The following is a 14,092-nucleotide window of genomic DNA, read 5'->3' on the forward strand; positions in this document are numbered from 1 at the left end:
AGAAAATAACTATAAATGTGCGGCCTGCACGAACAACATTCCGTATAACTCCAGCTATATCCAGTGTTGGCGATTTCGGAAACTCTCTATCCGGGCGTTGCCCTGCGCCGCCCGGCATAGGGAGGTGACGCCATGCTTAGCATTGATTGGCGTGCGCCGGCGGCTTACGGGCACGCGAAAGCTATTCCCCCCGCCGGTTTCGCCTGGGAGTATCTTCGTCGCCATGAGGACTATCATCGCGACTTCCAAACAATATCCCAGGTGAAGGAGCCAGCCGGCGACCAGCTTGATGGATTCTCGCAGCGTTGGGGTTTGCGATTTCCCGTGCGATCCCGAAACGCCGCCTGATCGGCAATCCCTGTTCTGGATTCCAAGTCTCCAGCCGCAAGCGGTTCTCTTGTCCCCGGTGCAGCACCGTGACGGGGCGACGGAACCTATAGTGACGCTGGCGCACCTGTCCGACCTCGACCTACGGCACGCGGCGGATGGGTGGCATGGCATCTGGAATGTGGATGGCGTCGCGCATCAATTCTGGCTGCCCCAGGCCGTGCCCGACGTAGCGGCCTTCTATGCCGTATCCCTTCCGATGGATTCTTTCATGGAGCTTCGCGCCCATGCCGCCCGCCGACTTTGGCGGTCCCTCAATGGGCGAGCGCCCGGCGCGGACTTCCGCACCATGCCGGCGCAGCTCCGCAAGTTTCATATCCTGTCCCTGCGCGCGCTCGACGCCCGCTTGCGAGGCGAAAGCTATCGCACCATCGCGGAAGTCCTGCTTGGCTTTCGCGGGACCAAGGAGGATTGGGAAGCCGACCCCCGCAAGAACCAGGCCCGCCGATTGGTCGCGCACGGCCTGAGAATGATGAGGGGCGGCTACCGCCTATTGCTGCACTATCCGATCAAACGGCCCGCTTAGCGAAGTGCCGGCAATGGTCAGCGTCCGGCCGCGACCGCCTGTTCCAAGATTCGCCGATAGCCTTCGCGTGAAAGCCATTGGGCGCGGGCAAGGTGGCTTTCCCAGCATTGCCGCGTCCGCGCTTCATCGCCGACCGGATCGCGATGCAGCACGATTCGCGCGACTTCCATCCAGTCCGCCCCTTCGGCCTTCGCGTCGAGAAGGCGCAAATAGGTGACGTAATGCCGTTCGTCATAAGGCGTTATGTCGTTTCCCGCTGGCGCTTCGTCGTCCACATCGGGATCGAGTTCGACAGGCACTCGCATGGCCGTTCCCCGTGTCCGAGAGGGTTTGTTTGCGGTGCGCCCCCGCAAACGATTCTCTCTGACTCTTGGTGATCGGGGAGTTCGAAACCGTGGTTAGACGGCCCTATGGCCTTTAGCTCGGAGAGCCTGTTGTATACGCCACAGGCTCCCCGACCATAAGGTCAAGGAGTTCGGTGCCGTCACGGCCGGCACCAACCGCTAACCAGGGGTTTCGACGCCCCGGAGCAGCGCGTCTGCTCCACTTCCATGTCTAGCCGAACCGCGCCGGGATGTCTTTCCCTAATCAGGGCGACAGGCAATGACGCGCTGAAATCCATCGTCTTTTCAGCTTGCCGTCGCTCCCGCAGGGGTGCCGTCAGCGCATAGACGCAAATGCGGCACGCTACGCGCCGCCGATCCCTCGCCATGGTTCGCCACAGCCCGCCGAAGTTTTCGGCGGCCACATCAACCGACGAACCAGAGGTGATCTTATGGCCATCCGCCGCAATGCGGACCTGCCGCCGCGCCTGCTTCGCACACAGGAAGCCGCGCGCTTTCTCGGCCTGTCCGTCCGCACCCTTGAGAAGCATCGCACATACGGCACCGGCCCGACCTATCGCAAGATTGGCGGCCGCGTCCTCTACACCGTCCGCGACCTTGAAGCCTGGAGCGCAGTCGGCACCCGCAAATCCACGCGCGACAAGAACGCCGGCACGGTTTTTCCCGCGCGCCCGCTCACGCCCAAAGAGCTGGGCGATTGCTGAATGTTGCGCGAGGACGACCATAGCCCCGCGCAGCCGGCCGACGCCAGCGAACGCAGCCGACTCGACCCCTTCGTGGTCGCGACCGGCGACGCCGCACCGCGCGACCAGCGCGATTTGATGGAGCGGCCGTTCTTCTCCCTGGCGAAGACGCCGCGCACCAAGCCGATTTTCTACAAAGCCGCCGATGTCGAGGTGCAGGTGTTCGGGATGCCCGAGCACGGCATGGCGACCATATGGGACGCCGACGTGCTGATATGGGCGGCCTCGCAGATCGTCGCGGCCGAAAACAACGGCCTCACCACGTCACGCTTCGTCCGCTTCACGCCTTACCATCTACTGCGCGCCATCGGGCGGCCGACCGGAAACCATCAATACCTGCTCCTGAAAGCCGCGCTCGCGCGACTGCAATCGACCGTCATCGCCACTACCATCCGCAACGGCCCGCATTGGCGTCGCCGGCAATTTTCATGGATCAACGAGTGGGAGGAAATGACGACGCGCGCCGGCCGCGTCGAGGGCATGGAATTTGTCCTGCCCGAATGGTTCTACAACAGCGTCATCGACCGCTCGTTGGTCCTGACCATCGACCCGGCCTATTTCCGGCTGACAGGCGGCATCGAGCGTTGGCTTTACCGCGTCGCCCGTAAGCACGCCGGCCGCCAGCGCCATGGCTGGCTGTTCGAGTTTGCGCACCTTCATCAGAAATCCGGCAGCCTCGCACGGCCGTCCGATTTCGCGCTCGACTTGCGCCGCATCGCGGCCCGCCAGCCGCTTCCTGGCTATCGACTCCAGATCGAGCGGGAAGACGGCCGTGAGCTGCTTCGCATCCGCCCGGTAAACCTGTCCACAGTGCCTGTTGATAACGGTGTGAATGCCATCGGCACATCAGGCGCACGGGGTATCGGCACATCAGGCGCAACCCTATCGGCAGATCAGGCGCATGAACCCCAGCTAACGCTTTGGCCTGAAACGCGCAATCCGACCGCTAACTTAGAGTCTAACAGAGAATCTAACTTTTCTTCTTTGACGCGCGCACACGCGAGGCGTGGTGCCGGTGCCGCCGAGCGAGGCGAACCATGACGCCCGCGCTCGACGCGGTGCGCCCGCGCAACCCCCAAGCCATCACCGGAGACGAACAATGACCCGTCGCGCCCATCGCAGCGCGCACGACCGTCCGCTGCCGGACGGACCCGCGCCCTTCACCACGCTTGTCGAATTGACTTTCGAGAAACGCAAGGTCGAGCACTGGATACGCTTCGGCCGCAAGAGCTACGAACAGATCATCGACCGTCGCCGAAGCGTCGTCGGCTTCGCGCCGAACAACATCTTCGCCTTCGTCCGCTGGGCGGCCGGCGAGCACGGCACGATCATTTCACGCATCGACATCGCGCGGGCCACCGGTCGGGGCGAGCCGTTCCAGACATTGCCCTTCGTCCGGCCTGGGGGCGACATCCTGTTACGCCTGGACGGCTGGCCGAAAGTGCAGCGCGCACTTGCCGTCATCGACGCCGTGGAGGCGCTGGGCCTCGACCCGGCCGACGTGTCGCCGGACTACTGGCGACACGCGCACAACCGCCTAGCCGCCAATCTGGAGCCGAGCGACTACACGCCGGAACGACATGCGGCGTGGATTGGGCGTCGGAGGATCGACCCGTGACGCGCCGCCGCTATCTCGCCGTCACGGCGCTGGCCGCGATGGGCGTTGCCGTCGCAAGCGCCATCGAGACGCCGACGAAACTCATTTGGAACGCCACGGCCAGCGCGCCGGTAGGCTTCTACACCGTCGAGCCGGCCGACCGGATCGAGGTGCCCGAGCTGGTCGCGGTCATGCCGCCCGAACCGCTCGCCGCCTTCATGGTGCAGCGCGGCTATGTCGGACGCGGCGTGCCGTTGTTGAAGCGCGTCGTCGGCCTTCCAGGGCAGCGGGTTTGCCGCGCCGGCCGCACGATCACGGTTGACGGGATCGAGATGGGCGAGGCGCTGGAGCGCGACCGGATCGGCCGTGAACTGCCTGCCTGGCAGGGCTGCCGCGTCATCGCGCCCGGCGAAATCTTCCTCATGAATTGGGATGTCCGCGACAGCCTGGACGGCCGTTACTTCGGACCCATCCCCGCAAGCTTCGTCATCGGCCGAGCGGTCCCGCTCTGGACCGATGAGGAAGGCGTCGGCCGCTTCGAGTGGCGCGCGCCGACGCACTGACTTCGCGCTTACCCAACCAATCACAAGGAGACTGACAATGCCCGCCAATATCTTTGAACCCACCGCCAACGGTTACGCCGGCCGCGTCCGGCTGTTCGGCATTGACGAGGCAATCGCGCTCGTCGCCATCGAGCCGGGCGACGGCGAGAACACGCCGGCCTATCGCATCCACCTCGACGACGAGGACGGCCCCGAGATCGGCGGGGCGTGGAAACGTGTCGGCGAACGCGCGGGGGACTACATCGCCCTGGAGATCGACAGCCCGCTTTTCCCTGCGCTGTTTCGCCCGGCGCTGTTCCAGACCGACGACGAGGCACACACCTTTCGGCTCGCGTGGAAGCGGCCGAAGGCGCGCGAGGATCGGAGCTAATTGGTGCGCGTTCCGATCATCCCTTTGTTCGCGGGAACGCACTCGCATCCCTTCGTCCCGCTCGGCGACAAGACGGCCGGCGCGCGCAGCGAAGGTCAAGGGCGGCCACCGGCCGGCGCTTTGCGCGCACCCTTTACCGTAGCGAGCACGCTGGCAGGCTGGCGTCATAGCGGCGACAGGAAGCCATGGCGCTATGCCGTCCTGTTGCTGGCCGGCGCACTATCAGTCTGCGCCGGATCGGGCGTCGCGGTCGCGCAATCCGCGTCGGTCGTGCGCCCGGTTGCCGTCGATCCCTATGCCGCGCACATCACCGAGGCGTCGCAGCGGTTCGGCATCCCCGAGCACTGGATTCGCGCCGTGTTGCGCGCCGAGAGCGCGGGCGACGTGCGCGCGATTTCGTCGGCCGGCGCGATGGGATTGATGCAGGTTATGCCCGACACTTGGGCGGGCCTGCGTGCCCGTCACCGGCTCGGCCGCGATCCCTATCAGCCCCGCGACAACATCCTCGCAGGCACGGCCTATCTGCGCGAAATGTGGGATCGCTACGGCAATGTCGGCGCGATGCTCGCGGCCTACAACGCCGGCCCCGGCCGCTACGACGAGCACCGTTCGACCGGCCGTCCGCTGCCGGCCGAAACCCGCGCCTATGTCGCCGCGCTCGCGCCGATCTTCGGCGGCGCGGCTGCATCTGAAGCGCCGTCATCGGCACCGCCACCGCCGCCCGACTGGCGCGACGCACCGCTCTTTGTGCTGCGCCCGAACGACAGCCAATCGACGGTCGCGCCGTCATCCGAGACACAACCCGGCGACCTGTTCGCTGCCGTTTCGGGGCCGGATCGCCGATGAAGATCGCCTATGCCGACCCGCCTTATATCGGCTGCGCACACCTCTACCGCGACCATCCCGACTATGCGGGCGAAGTCGATCATGCGCGCCTGATAGAGCGGCTGGATCGCAACTATGACGGCTGGATTTTGCACGCCGCCGCGACGCCCCGTTCCATTGCGACGCTCGCCCCATTTGTCGAGCGGACGGGCGCGCGGTGGATGGCCTGGGTGAAGGGATTCGCCGCGTTCAAGCGCAATATTCCCGTCGCGTTTGCGTGGGAGCCGGTCATCGTGAAGGCGGCGCGAAAGCCCGTCGTCAGCAAGCGCCTGGTGATGCGGGATTGGATTCAGGAGAGCATCACCCTGCGTCGCGGCCTCACTGGCGCGAAGCCCGAAGCGGTCTGCCATTGGGCGTTCGAGATGGTCGCCGCGCGCCCCGACGACACGCTCGACGACCTGTTTCCAGGCAGCGGCGCGGTCGCCGAAGCGTGGCGCACATGGCGTCTCAAATTCGCATTGCCGGACGAGCCGGCGGCGCGGGTCGCTGCACCCATCGGTGTGCAGGATCAGGCAGCGGATGGAGCAGAACCATGAGGGCCGGAGAGGCAGAGAAGGGCGAAAGAGCGGAGGGCAAGATAAAGGAAACCGGCACTAGGTCGGCCGGATTTCTGAAATTGTTGTTGTCTGCACACTGGTTAGGTGGTCCGCGAGCGGCACCATGCTTTTTGATCCCGCGTGCCGCGATATTGCGCAAAGCCTTGGCTTTGCTGGATTTCGACCGGCACCATGACCGCCGAACGCCCGATTTTCTTGGGTTTTGGCCGGAGGCGCGGACGTGAGCGCCGACGACGAAAACCGCTTCCGCCCGAAGCCCGGCCGCATCCGATCCGACGCGCCGAAGGGCGGCAAGACCAAGAGCTTTCTAACCCAGGCGAAGAAGATCGCTCGACAGCACAGCACCACGTCATCCAGATCGTCGCCGCGCCCAGGCAAGACCCCGACCGCCAAGGGCGGCAAGGGAGCGCGCTCGACTGGAGGACCGGGCGTCCGGCGTGGACGCGGCGCGGCCTTCGTGCGCGCTCGCACCCTGTCGGGCGGCTGGCGTCACAGCGCGCCCGGAATGCGCCGCGTCGTCGTCAAGACCCGCTACGTCAAGGAGGCGGGCAGGAACGGAAGGGCGGCCGCCCATCTGCGCTACATCCAGCGCGACGGCACATCGCGCGACGGCGAGCGCGGGCAGCTCTATTCGGCGACCGAGGACCGCGCCGATGGCGCTGCCTTCCTTGAGCGCGGCCAGGAGGATCGCCACCAATTCAGATTCATCGTCTCGCCGGAGGACGGCGCGGACCTGTCGGACCTGACAGCCTATACCCGCGACCTCATGCGCCAGATGGAAGCCGACCTTGGCACGAAACTCGATTGGGTTGCGGTCAATCACCACAACACCGGCCATCCCCATGTGCATGTCATCGTGCGCGGCAAGGATGACCTGGGCGAGAACCTTGTCATCAACGGCGACTATCTCGCCAACGGCATCCGCGAGCGGGCGAGCGAATTGACCACGCTGGAGCTTGGCCCCGTCACCGAGATCGAGCAGACCCGCAAGCTGTCGGCCGAGATCGACCAGGACCGTTTCACACGCATCGACCGGGCTATGGTCGAGGAAGCCGACGATAGGTTCCTCGACCTTCGCCAAGAGCCGGCCGAGCCGCGCCGCCAGTTCAACCGGGCGCTTCGCCTGCGCCGTCTCGCCAAGCTGGACAAGATGGGGTTGGCGACCGAGCACGCGCCGGGCGTTTGGGAATTGAGCGAGCGCATGGAGCCGACCTTGCGCGAGATGGGCGAGCGCGGCGACATCATCCGCAACATGCACAAGGCGTTGAAGGCCGATGGCCTGGAGCGCGACCCGCTGACCTTCCAAATCCATGACGGGCCGCCCGAAAAGCCCATCGTCGGCCGCGTCGTCGATAAGTATCTGTCCGACGAGCTGGGCGAGAACCTGACCGTCGTGGTGGACGGGATCGACGGCCGGACCCACCATGTCGCCGGCATCGACCCGGCCCGCGTCGAGGACGCGCGGATAGGCAGCGTCGTCGAGATCGGCCCGGCCGAAACGGCAAGCCGTCCGTCCGACCGAAGCATTGCCGCCATCGCCGAGGACGGCATCTACCGGCCGAGCCGGCATCTGGAGCAGGCCAAGTTCGAGGGGCGCGTTCCGGGCGGCGATTATGAAGGTTATGTTGATGCTCATGTGCGCCGGCTGGAGGCATTGCGCCGCGCCGGCATCGTCGAGCGGATCGACGCCGACCAATGGCGCATCCCCGAAGATTTCGAGAGCCGCGCCGCCGCCTACGACGCCGGCCGCAACCGGCAGGCCAGCGTTCGCGTCCTTTCGGTGCTCGACCTTGAAAAGCAGATCGGCGCGGACGGCGCGACCTGGCTCGACCGGCGCTTGGTTACGCCCGACGCAACCGACCTTGCATCGGCCGGCTTCGGCCAGCAGGTGCGCGAGGCGATGGACCAGCGCCGCGAGCATCACGTCGAGCATGGTGACGCCACGCGCAGCCGGGACGGCCGAATCTTCTATCGGCGCAATCTTCTCGCGACGCTGCGCGAGCGCGAGGTTGCCAGCTTCGGCACGGCGATGGCGGCGAACAAGTCGCTGCCGTTCCGCGCCGTCGCCGATGGCGAAACCGTCAGCGGCAAGTTCACTGGCACCGTGCAGCTAACCAGCGGCAAGTTCGCCATCGTCGAGAAAGCGCACGAGTTCACCCTTGTCCCATGGCGACCTGTCATCGACCGCCAGCTCGGCCGTGAAGTCGCGGGCGTCGTGCAGGGCGGTTCGGTGTCGTGGCAATTGGGCCGGCAGAAGGGTTTGGGGCTGTAGCGCTGTCCAACCGAGGCGCTGGCAATGCTGGTGCCGGACACCAAATAGTAACTAAATCATGTGATTGATTTAGTCGCTGATCCACGTTAAAGCTGACCATGGGACAGGGGCCGGCACGCACCGCAAGCGAGCGGACGGCTTTCGGTTCCCAAGATGAAGGATGGAGCACGGGCGTCATGTCGGGACGAAAGATCGAGCGCGGCGATCAAACTCGCGAGAAGCTGCTTATCGCAGCCGTGGATGTTTTCGGGCGTGTCGGCTTCGACGGCGCGACGACCCGGATGCTTTGCGAGAAGGCCGGGGCAAACCAGCAGGCAATTGCCTACTACTTCGGAAACAAGGACGGCCTTTACCTCGCTGCGGCCACCTCCATCGGGGATGGCATCAAGGATCATATCGCCCCGCTGCGAAGCCTCGTCTTTGCCCGTGTCGAAGAAGCGCGCTCGGGAACGCCACTTGGAACGGATGAGGCACGCCGCCTGCTGACCGAGATCATTCAGCGGATGGCGGCGCTATTCGTGAGCAGCCGTTCCGAGCCTTGGGCGCGCTTCATTATCCGCGAGCAGATGCAGCCGACTACGGCCTTTCGTTGCCTCTACGACGACTTGATGGGACCGCTGCTCAATATATGTGACCATCTAATTGGAACCTTGCTCGACGAAGACTCTGCTTCCGAGCATGTGCGCCTCAGAACCCTCGCATTGGTTGGAAGCGTCCTCATGTTCAGGATGGGGCGCGCTTCGGTCCTCGCCGCGCTCAATTGGGAGACGATAGACGACAAGGGCCTCGCGGCTGTTGAGGCTTTGGTGGTCGAACTTGTCGCGTCCATTGCGCCTGCCTCCTCGAATGTGGGGGGCGCATAGTGCCCCGCCGCATCATCATCCTGGCAGTCATCATCGCGGGCGTCGCAGCGGCGGGATACTACACTCGCGGCTTCGGCTTCTTGGACAAGCCCAACGAGGGGCTGATCCTCTATGGGAATGTCGATATTCGTCAGGTGAATCTCGGGTTTCGCGTTGCGGGTCGTATCGCCGAAATGCCGATTGATGAAGGTGCTTCGGTCGAGGCTGGGGCAACTCTGGCCCAGCTTGACCAACAGCCATTCATTGACGCGCTGGCGGGTGCGGAAGCGCAGGTTGCGACCGCTCGCGCCGAACTCGAAAAACGGCGCAACGGGAATCGACCCCAGGAAATTGCCCAGGCGGAGGCTGCGGTCGCCGTCCGAAGGGCGGACATGGTGCGAACACGAGAAGCCTTCCAGCGTCGCCGAGCGCTGGTTGCGACCGGCGCTGTATCCCAATCGGTTTTCGAGGCCGCCGAGGCTGAATACCTCGCCGCCGAGGCGCAGCTTCGGGCGGCAGAGGAAGCATTGGCGTTGCTTCGCGCCGGCTCTCGCGTCGAAGACATCGCGGCAGCGGAGGCGCAACTCGCGGCGGCGATAGCAGAACGCGATAGGGTGAAAACCAATCTGGCCGACACGACGCTTAAAGCACCGGACGCTGGCACGATCCTCACGCGAGCGGCCGAGCCCGGTGCCATCGTCCAATCCGGCGCAACTATCTTCACGCTCACCATCAATCGGCCGATCCGGGTGCGCGCCTATGTTGCCGAACCCGACCTTGGGCGGATTGCGCCCGGCATGACCGTGTTCGTAACCACTGACGGCAACCCCAAAGTCTATCGTGGTGTCATCGGCTTCATTTCACCAACCGCCGAATTTACGCCGAGGACGGTTCAGACCGAACAACTGCGCGCCGACCTCGTTTATCGTTTGAGGATCAACGTCACCGATCCCGATGACCGTCTCCGTCAAGGTCAGCCCGTGACCGTGAGGCTCCAGCAGAGCCCGGACCCAGGGGCGGGCCAGTGAAATGACAGAGGCAGTCGCCCACGCTGTAGATGTCACCAAACGCTTCGCGCCCAATGCAGCCCCGGCACTTGATGCCGTGAGCATGGAGGTGATGGGCGGCGTGATGACGGGCTTGGTCGGCCCCGATGGCGCGGGCAAGACAACCCTGATCCGTTTGCTCGCCGGATTGCTCGACCCGGATGAAGGGGAAGTTACCCTTCTTGGCGAGCCCGCCATCGCGGCCGACAGGTCGGCGCTAGGCTACATGCCGCAACGCTTCGGACTCTACGAAGACCTGTCGGTTATCGAGAACCTTTCGCTCTACGCTGATCTTCGCGGTTTACCCCCAGGGAAAGAACGCACGGAGCGCTTTTCCCAACTCCTGACTTTCACGGACCTTGAGCGATTCCGCCCCCGGTTGGCTGGCCGTCTATCGGGCGGCATGAAGCAAAAGCTGGGCCTGGCCTGCGCGCTGGTGCGGCCCCCTCGCGTGCTGCTGCTTGATGAGCCTGGCGTTGGCGTCGATCCCGTGGCCAGGCGGGAACTATGGGCGATGGTCCGCCAGCTCACGACGGAGGGCATGGGCGTCGTCTGGTCCACCGCCTATCTCGACGAAGCCGAGAAGTGCGATACGGTATTCCTGCTGAACGAAGGCAAGCTGCTGTTCAGTGGACCGCCGAAGCGGCTGACATCCCGTGTCGAAGGTCGGACCTATCGTCTGTTTGGTCCTTCCGAAAGCCGGCGGTCTTTACTCGCCAGCCTTGTCCTTCGCGACGATGTAAAGGACGCCACCATTCAGGGCGCTTCCGTTCGCGTCCTCATGGACGAAGGCGCTGCTGCGCCGACCACAGAACGATTCGGAATGTCGCAGGGCGACCGAATCGAAGCCGTGCAGCCGCGATTTGAGGATGCGTTCATTGACATCCTTGGTGGAGGACCGAAAGGCGTCAGCCAACTCGCCGCGAGCTACAAGCCCATCGAAAAGTCCGACGCGCCGGCCATCGAGGCGCGAGGGCTTACCAAGGTGTTTGGGACGTTCACGGCGGCAGGCGACATCACATTCTCCGTGCCGCAAGGCCGGATATTCGGCCTTCTCGGGCCGAACGGCGCGGGCAAATCCACGACCTTCAAGATGCTTTGCGGGCTTCTCACGCCGACAGCGGGCGAAGGCCGCGTTGCCGGCCATGATCTTCGCACCGCCAGCGCGGAGGCGCGTCAGTCTCTCGGCTACATGGCGCAGAAATTTTCCTTGTATGGCGATCTTAGCGTCAAACAAAATCTGGACTTCTTCGCCGGAGCCTATGGCTTGAACCGACGCCAGCGGGCCGAGGCCGTTGCGCGCGTCATCGACATTTTCCAGCTTGAACGTCATCTGCCGGTGAACAGCGGAACATTGCCGCTAGGCTTCAAGCAACGGCTCTCGCTTGCCTGCGCCGTGCTCCATCAACCGCCCGTGCTTTTCTTGGATGAGCCGACATCGGGCGTGGACCCTATCACCCGCCGCGAGTTCTGGTTGCACATCAACGGCCTCGTGCAACGCGGCGTGACGGTGCTCGTCACCACCCACTTTATGGAAGAAGCGGAATATTGCGACCGCATAGCGCTGATCTATCGCGCGCAGGAAATCGCCCAAGGCACGCCCGAAGACCTCAAAACCCGCGCGGCTGAAATCAGTGGCGGCACAGACCTTACGATGGAGGACGCTTTTATTGCGCTGATCGAGGAAACGGATCGAAAGCGGGAGGCCGCATGAACGACCGCTTCTATCCTCGACGCTTCATGGCCCTGCTCGTCAAGGAGTCGCTACAGATTCTCCGCGACCCCTCGACGATGCTGATTGCCTTTGTGCTGCCGCTGCTCCTGCTTTTCCTGTTTGGATACGGTGTGTCTCTCGATACGGCGAGGACGCGGATCGGCTTGGCGGTTCAAGATTCCAGCGAAGCGGCGGCCAGCCTGGCGGGGGCCTACCGATCATCCCGGTGGTTTCAGGTTCAATCCCGGCGCGACGTGACTTCGCTCAAGGATGAACTGATCGCTGGGCATATCCGGGGCATCGTGGTCATTCCGAGTGATTTCGGCCAGAGGGTCGCAGCCGGGATCGACGCGCCGATCCAGGTGATTACCGATGGCTCGCTGCCGAACACGGCATCCTTTGTCGCCGCCTATGCCGAAGGTGTTCGGGCTACCTGGGCGGAAGGCCGTGCATTGGATCGTGGTGTGCGACTAGCTCCCGCAATCGCCCCGCTGCCCCGCTTCTGGTTCAATCCGGGCCTCGAAAGTCGCTTCGCTCTCATTCCCGGCTCGATCAGCATTGTCATGACGATGATCGGGACGCTTCTGACCGCGCTCGTCGTCGCGCGGGAATGGGAGCGCGGCACGCTCGAAGCGTTGATGGCTACGCCCGTCAGCATGGGCGAGTTCCTGGCCACGAAAATCATTCCCTATTTCGTGCTCGGGCTCGGTTCGATGACGCTCTGCGTCATCGTCGCCGTCTTCCTGTTCGGCGTGCCCTTTAGAGGGTCGATCCTCGCGCTGTATGCGGTTGGCGCGGCCTTCCTCATGCCAGCATTGGGCCAAGGCTTGCTGATTTCGGCGGCGACGAAGAATCAGTTCGTGGCCAGCCAGGTTGCGTTGCTAACGGCATTTATGCCGGGCCTGCTGCTGTCTGGATTTCTGTTCGAGATCGGCTCGATGCCGAAATTCATTCAGGGGATGACCTATGCGGTTCCAGCCCGCTACTTCATCCCGCCCCTGACCAGCGTTTTCGTGGTGGGCGATCTTTGGCCGATGTTCGTTCGCAGCATCCTGGCGATGCTGGGTTTCGGCCTCCTGTTCTTCGGCCTCGCCTTCCGAGTGACGCGCCGGAGGATCGCATGATGAGTTCCGCCAGCTTCGCGCGACTATCTGCGATCATCGTGAAAGAGCTATGGGCGGTCTTTCGCGACCCCAGGGCTCGCATCACCCTTATTGCGCCTCCGTTACTTCAACTCGTCCTGTTCGGATTCGCGGCGACGCTGGAAGTGCGCAACTTCGACGTTGGCGTGCTCGACCGCGATTCCGGCATCTGGAGCCATGAAATTGTTTCGCGGGTGGCAGGCAGCCCCAACGTCGGCCGCATGGTGCCGCTCGCCTCGCCCGACGACATGCGGGAGGCAATCAACAATCAGCAGGTCATCGCCGTTCTCAGTTTCGATTCGCGATTCAGCGCGGCTATCGAGGGCGGGCAGATTGGCGAGGTTCAGATCGTCCTAGACGGGCGACGCTCGAACGCATCGCAGATCGTTTCCTCATACCTGCAACAGATCATTGGCCAGGTCGCAGCCGAAGCGCGCCCCGCCGCAACTCCAGGGCAGTCCACTACCCGAACCGTCGTCACCAACTGGTTCAATCCCGCGCTGATATACCTTTGGTTCGTGATGCCGGCGTTGCTTGTGACCCTGGGCGCAACCGGCACCTTGTCGATTACGGCTCAATCCGTTGCCCGCGAGCGGGAGCTAGGCACCTTCGATCAGCTTATGGTTTCGCCGTTGAGGGTCCACGAAATCCTCATTGGCAAGATGGCACCGCCTTTGCTGATCGGATTCTTCAATGCCACGCTCTATGTGATCCTTATCCCCACGGTCTTCGGAGTGCCGCTTACCGGCTCCGTGGCGTCGTTCTACTTCTCTCTGTTCTTCTATGTAGTGTCGCTGATCGGCGTCGGAATGCTGGTATCCACGTTGTCGCAAACCCAGCAACAAGCCTTTCTCGGCATGTTTCTGGTGACGGTGCCGCTAATCCTGCTGTCCGGCTTCGCCACTCCAGTCGATAACATGCCCGGCTGGCTACAGGTGATCGCTTTCGCCAATCCCTGTCGGCATTTCCTCGTCGTCTCCGAAGGCGTCTTCCTGAAAGACATGCCGGCGGCGGTCATTCTCGCGAACACATGGCCGCTGGCGGCTATCGCGTCCGTCACGCTGACCGTTTCGGCAATTCTTTTCCGCGCTCGGATGGAGTAGC

The 14,092-nt window shown here is 63.8% G+C and carries 16 protein-coding genes; 15 read left to right on the forward strand and 1 reads right to left on the reverse strand.

All coding sequences use genetic code 11. The features are described 5' to 3' along the window. Positions 1-132 precede the first annotated feature (132 nt). The gene (locus V473_RS24625) at positions 133-348 is read left to right on the forward strand and encodes a transcriptional regulator domain-containing protein (RefSeq protein ID WP_081856739.1); all 216 of its coding nucleotides are present in this window, start codon (positions 133-135) and stop codon (positions 346-348) included. 91 nt (positions 349-439) lie between these two features. Then, a complete protein-coding gene (locus V473_RS14080; protein WP_237751575.1) occupies positions 440-913 on the forward strand; it encodes a DUF2285 domain-containing protein in 474 nt (157 codons plus the stop codon). 17 nt (positions 914-930) lie between these two features. On the opposite strand, the gene V473_RS14085 is transcribed toward V473_RS14080, so the two are convergent. Next, the gene (locus tag V473_RS14085; RefSeq protein ID WP_030540319.1) at positions 931-1,218 is read right to left on the reverse strand and encodes a DNA -binding domain-containing protein; all 288 of its coding nucleotides are present in this window, start codon (positions 1,216-1,218) and stop codon (positions 931-933) included. Between the two features lie 470 nt (positions 1,219-1,688). On the opposite strand from V473_RS14085, the gene V473_RS14090 reads away from it, so the two are divergent. The 13 genes from V473_RS14090 to V473_RS14150 all read left to right on the forward strand — a co-directional run bounded on the left by V473_RS14090 (position 1,689) and on the right by V473_RS14150 (position 14,091). Beyond that, entirely contained in the window at positions 1,689-1,961 is a 273-nt protein-coding gene (locus V473_RS14090) for a helix-turn-helix transcriptional regulator (protein ID WP_003052294.1), read from the forward strand. Continuing rightward, the gene (locus V473_RS14095; protein WP_030540320.1) at positions 1,962-3,041 is read left to right on the forward strand and encodes a replication initiator protein A; all 1,080 of its coding nucleotides are present in this window, start codon (positions 1,962-1,964) and stop codon (positions 3,039-3,041) included. It abuts the gene before it with no gap. A gap of 58 nt (positions 3,042-3,099) precedes the next feature. After that, positions 3,100-3,618 (forward strand): DUF2840 domain-containing protein, encoded by a 519-nt coding sequence (locus V473_RS14100; protein ID WP_030540321.1) that lies wholly within the window; start codon positions 3,100-3,102, stop codon positions 3,616-3,618. Next, entirely contained in the window at positions 3,615-4,160 is a 546-nt protein-coding gene (locus V473_RS14105) for a S26 family signal peptidase (RefSeq protein WP_030540322.1), read from the forward strand. Before V473_RS14100 ends, V473_RS14105 begins: the two co-directional genes overlap by 4 nt. 37 nt (positions 4,161-4,197) lie before the next feature. Then, positions 4,198-4,530, forward strand: a complete 333-nt coding sequence (locus V473_RS14110) for a DUF736 domain-containing protein (protein ID WP_030540323.1) — start codon at positions 4,198-4,200, stop codon at positions 4,528-4,530. A 3-nt stretch (positions 4,531-4,533) separates the two neighbouring features. Further along, positions 4,534-5,376 carry a lytic transglycosylase domain-containing protein gene (locus V473_RS14115; protein ID WP_237751576.1) on the forward strand — a complete coding sequence of 281 codons (843 nt, stop codon included), beginning with the start codon at positions 4,534-4,536 and terminating at the stop codon, positions 5,374-5,376. After that, complete coding sequence (locus V473_RS14120; RefSeq protein ID WP_030540325.1) at positions 5,373-5,951, forward strand: hypothetical protein; 579 nt, start codon at positions 5,373-5,375, stop codon at positions 5,949-5,951. Before V473_RS14115 ends, V473_RS14120 begins: the two co-directional genes overlap by 4 nt. Before the next feature lie 1,060 nt (positions 5,952-7,011). Then, entirely contained in the window at positions 7,012-8,244 is a 1,233-nt protein-coding gene (locus V473_RS24410) for a DUF3363 domain-containing protein (RefSeq protein ID WP_221829598.1), read from the forward strand. A 176-nt stretch (positions 8,245-8,420) separates the two neighbouring features. Next, the gene (locus tag V473_RS14130) at positions 8,421-9,107 is read left to right on the forward strand and encodes a CerR family C-terminal domain-containing protein (RefSeq protein WP_030540328.1); all 687 of its coding nucleotides are present in this window, start codon (positions 8,421-8,423) and stop codon (positions 9,105-9,107) included. Further along, positions 9,107-10,114 (forward strand): secretion protein HlyD, encoded by a 1,008-nt coding sequence (gene hlyD / locus V473_RS14135; protein ID WP_030540329.1) that lies wholly within the window; start codon positions 9,107-9,109, stop codon positions 10,112-10,114. Before V473_RS14130 ends, hlyD begins: the two co-directional genes overlap by 1 nt. Position 10,115: 1 nt before the next feature. After that, positions 10,116-11,846, forward strand: a complete 1,731-nt coding sequence (locus tag V473_RS14140) for an ATP-binding cassette domain-containing protein (protein ID WP_066606230.1) — start codon at positions 10,116-10,118, stop codon at positions 11,844-11,846. Further along, positions 11,843-12,970, forward strand: coding sequence for an ABC transporter permease (locus tag V473_RS14145; protein ID WP_030540331.1), 1,128 nt, complete (start codon positions 11,843-11,845; stop codon positions 12,968-12,970). The genes V473_RS14140 and V473_RS14145 overlap by 4 nt, the downstream gene beginning before the upstream one ends. Then, positions 12,967-14,091 (forward strand): ABC transporter permease, encoded by a 1,125-nt coding sequence (locus V473_RS14150; RefSeq protein WP_030540332.1) that lies wholly within the window; start codon positions 12,967-12,969, stop codon positions 14,089-14,091. The genes V473_RS14145 and V473_RS14150 overlap by 4 nt, the downstream gene beginning before the upstream one ends. Position 14,092 lies beyond the last annotated feature (1 nt).

It is taken from the genome of Sphingobium cupriresistens LL01 (assembly GCF_001046645.1).
In the GTDB taxonomy this organism is placed as follows: domain Bacteria; phylum Pseudomonadota; class Alphaproteobacteria; order Sphingomonadales; family Sphingomonadaceae; genus Sphingobium; species Sphingobium cupriresistens.

Bases quoted from the DNA above. Each gene is read 5' to 3' on its own strand.
- V473_RS14110 (WP_030540323.1), top strand. From the start codon at position 4,198: ATGCCCGCCAATATCTTTGAACCCACCGCCAACGGTTACGCCGGCCGC.
- V473_RS14150 (WP_030540332.1), top strand. From the start codon at position 12,967: ATGATGAGTTCCGCCAGCTTCGCGCGACTATCTGCGATCATCGTGAAA.
- V473_RS14145 (WP_030540331.1), top strand. From the start codon at position 11,843: ATGAACGACCGCTTCTATCCTCGACGCTTCATGGCCCTGCTCGTCAAG.
- V473_RS14100 (WP_030540321.1), top strand. From the start codon at position 3,100: ATGACCCGTCGCGCCCATCGCAGCGCGCACGACCGTCCGCTGCCGGAC.
- V473_RS14130 (WP_030540328.1), top strand. From the start codon at position 8,421: ATGTCGGGACGAAAGATCGAGCGCGGCGATCAAACTCGCGAGAAGCTG.
- V473_RS24410 (WP_221829598.1), top strand. From the start codon at position 7,012: ATGGTCGAGGAAGCCGACGATAGGTTCCTCGACCTTCGCCAAGAGCCG.
- V473_RS24625 (WP_081856739.1), top strand. From the start codon at position 133: ATGCTTAGCATTGATTGGCGTGCGCCGGCGGCTTACGGGCACGCGAAA.
- V473_RS14095 (WP_030540320.1), top strand. From the start codon at position 1,962: ATGTTGCGCGAGGACGACCATAGCCCCGCGCAGCCGGCCGACGCCAGC.
- V473_RS14120 (WP_030540325.1), top strand. From the start codon at position 5,373: ATGAAGATCGCCTATGCCGACCCGCCTTATATCGGCTGCGCACACCTC.
- V473_RS14140 (WP_066606230.1), top strand. From the start codon at position 10,116: ATGACAGAGGCAGTCGCCCACGCTGTAGATGTCACCAAACGCTTCGCG.
- V473_RS14085 (WP_030540319.1), bottom strand. From the start codon at position 1,218: ATGCGAGTGCCTGTCGAACTCGATCCCGATGTGGACGACGAAGCGCCA.
- V473_RS14090 (WP_003052294.1), top strand. From the start codon at position 1,689: ATGGCCATCCGCCGCAATGCGGACCTGCCGCCGCGCCTGCTTCGCACA.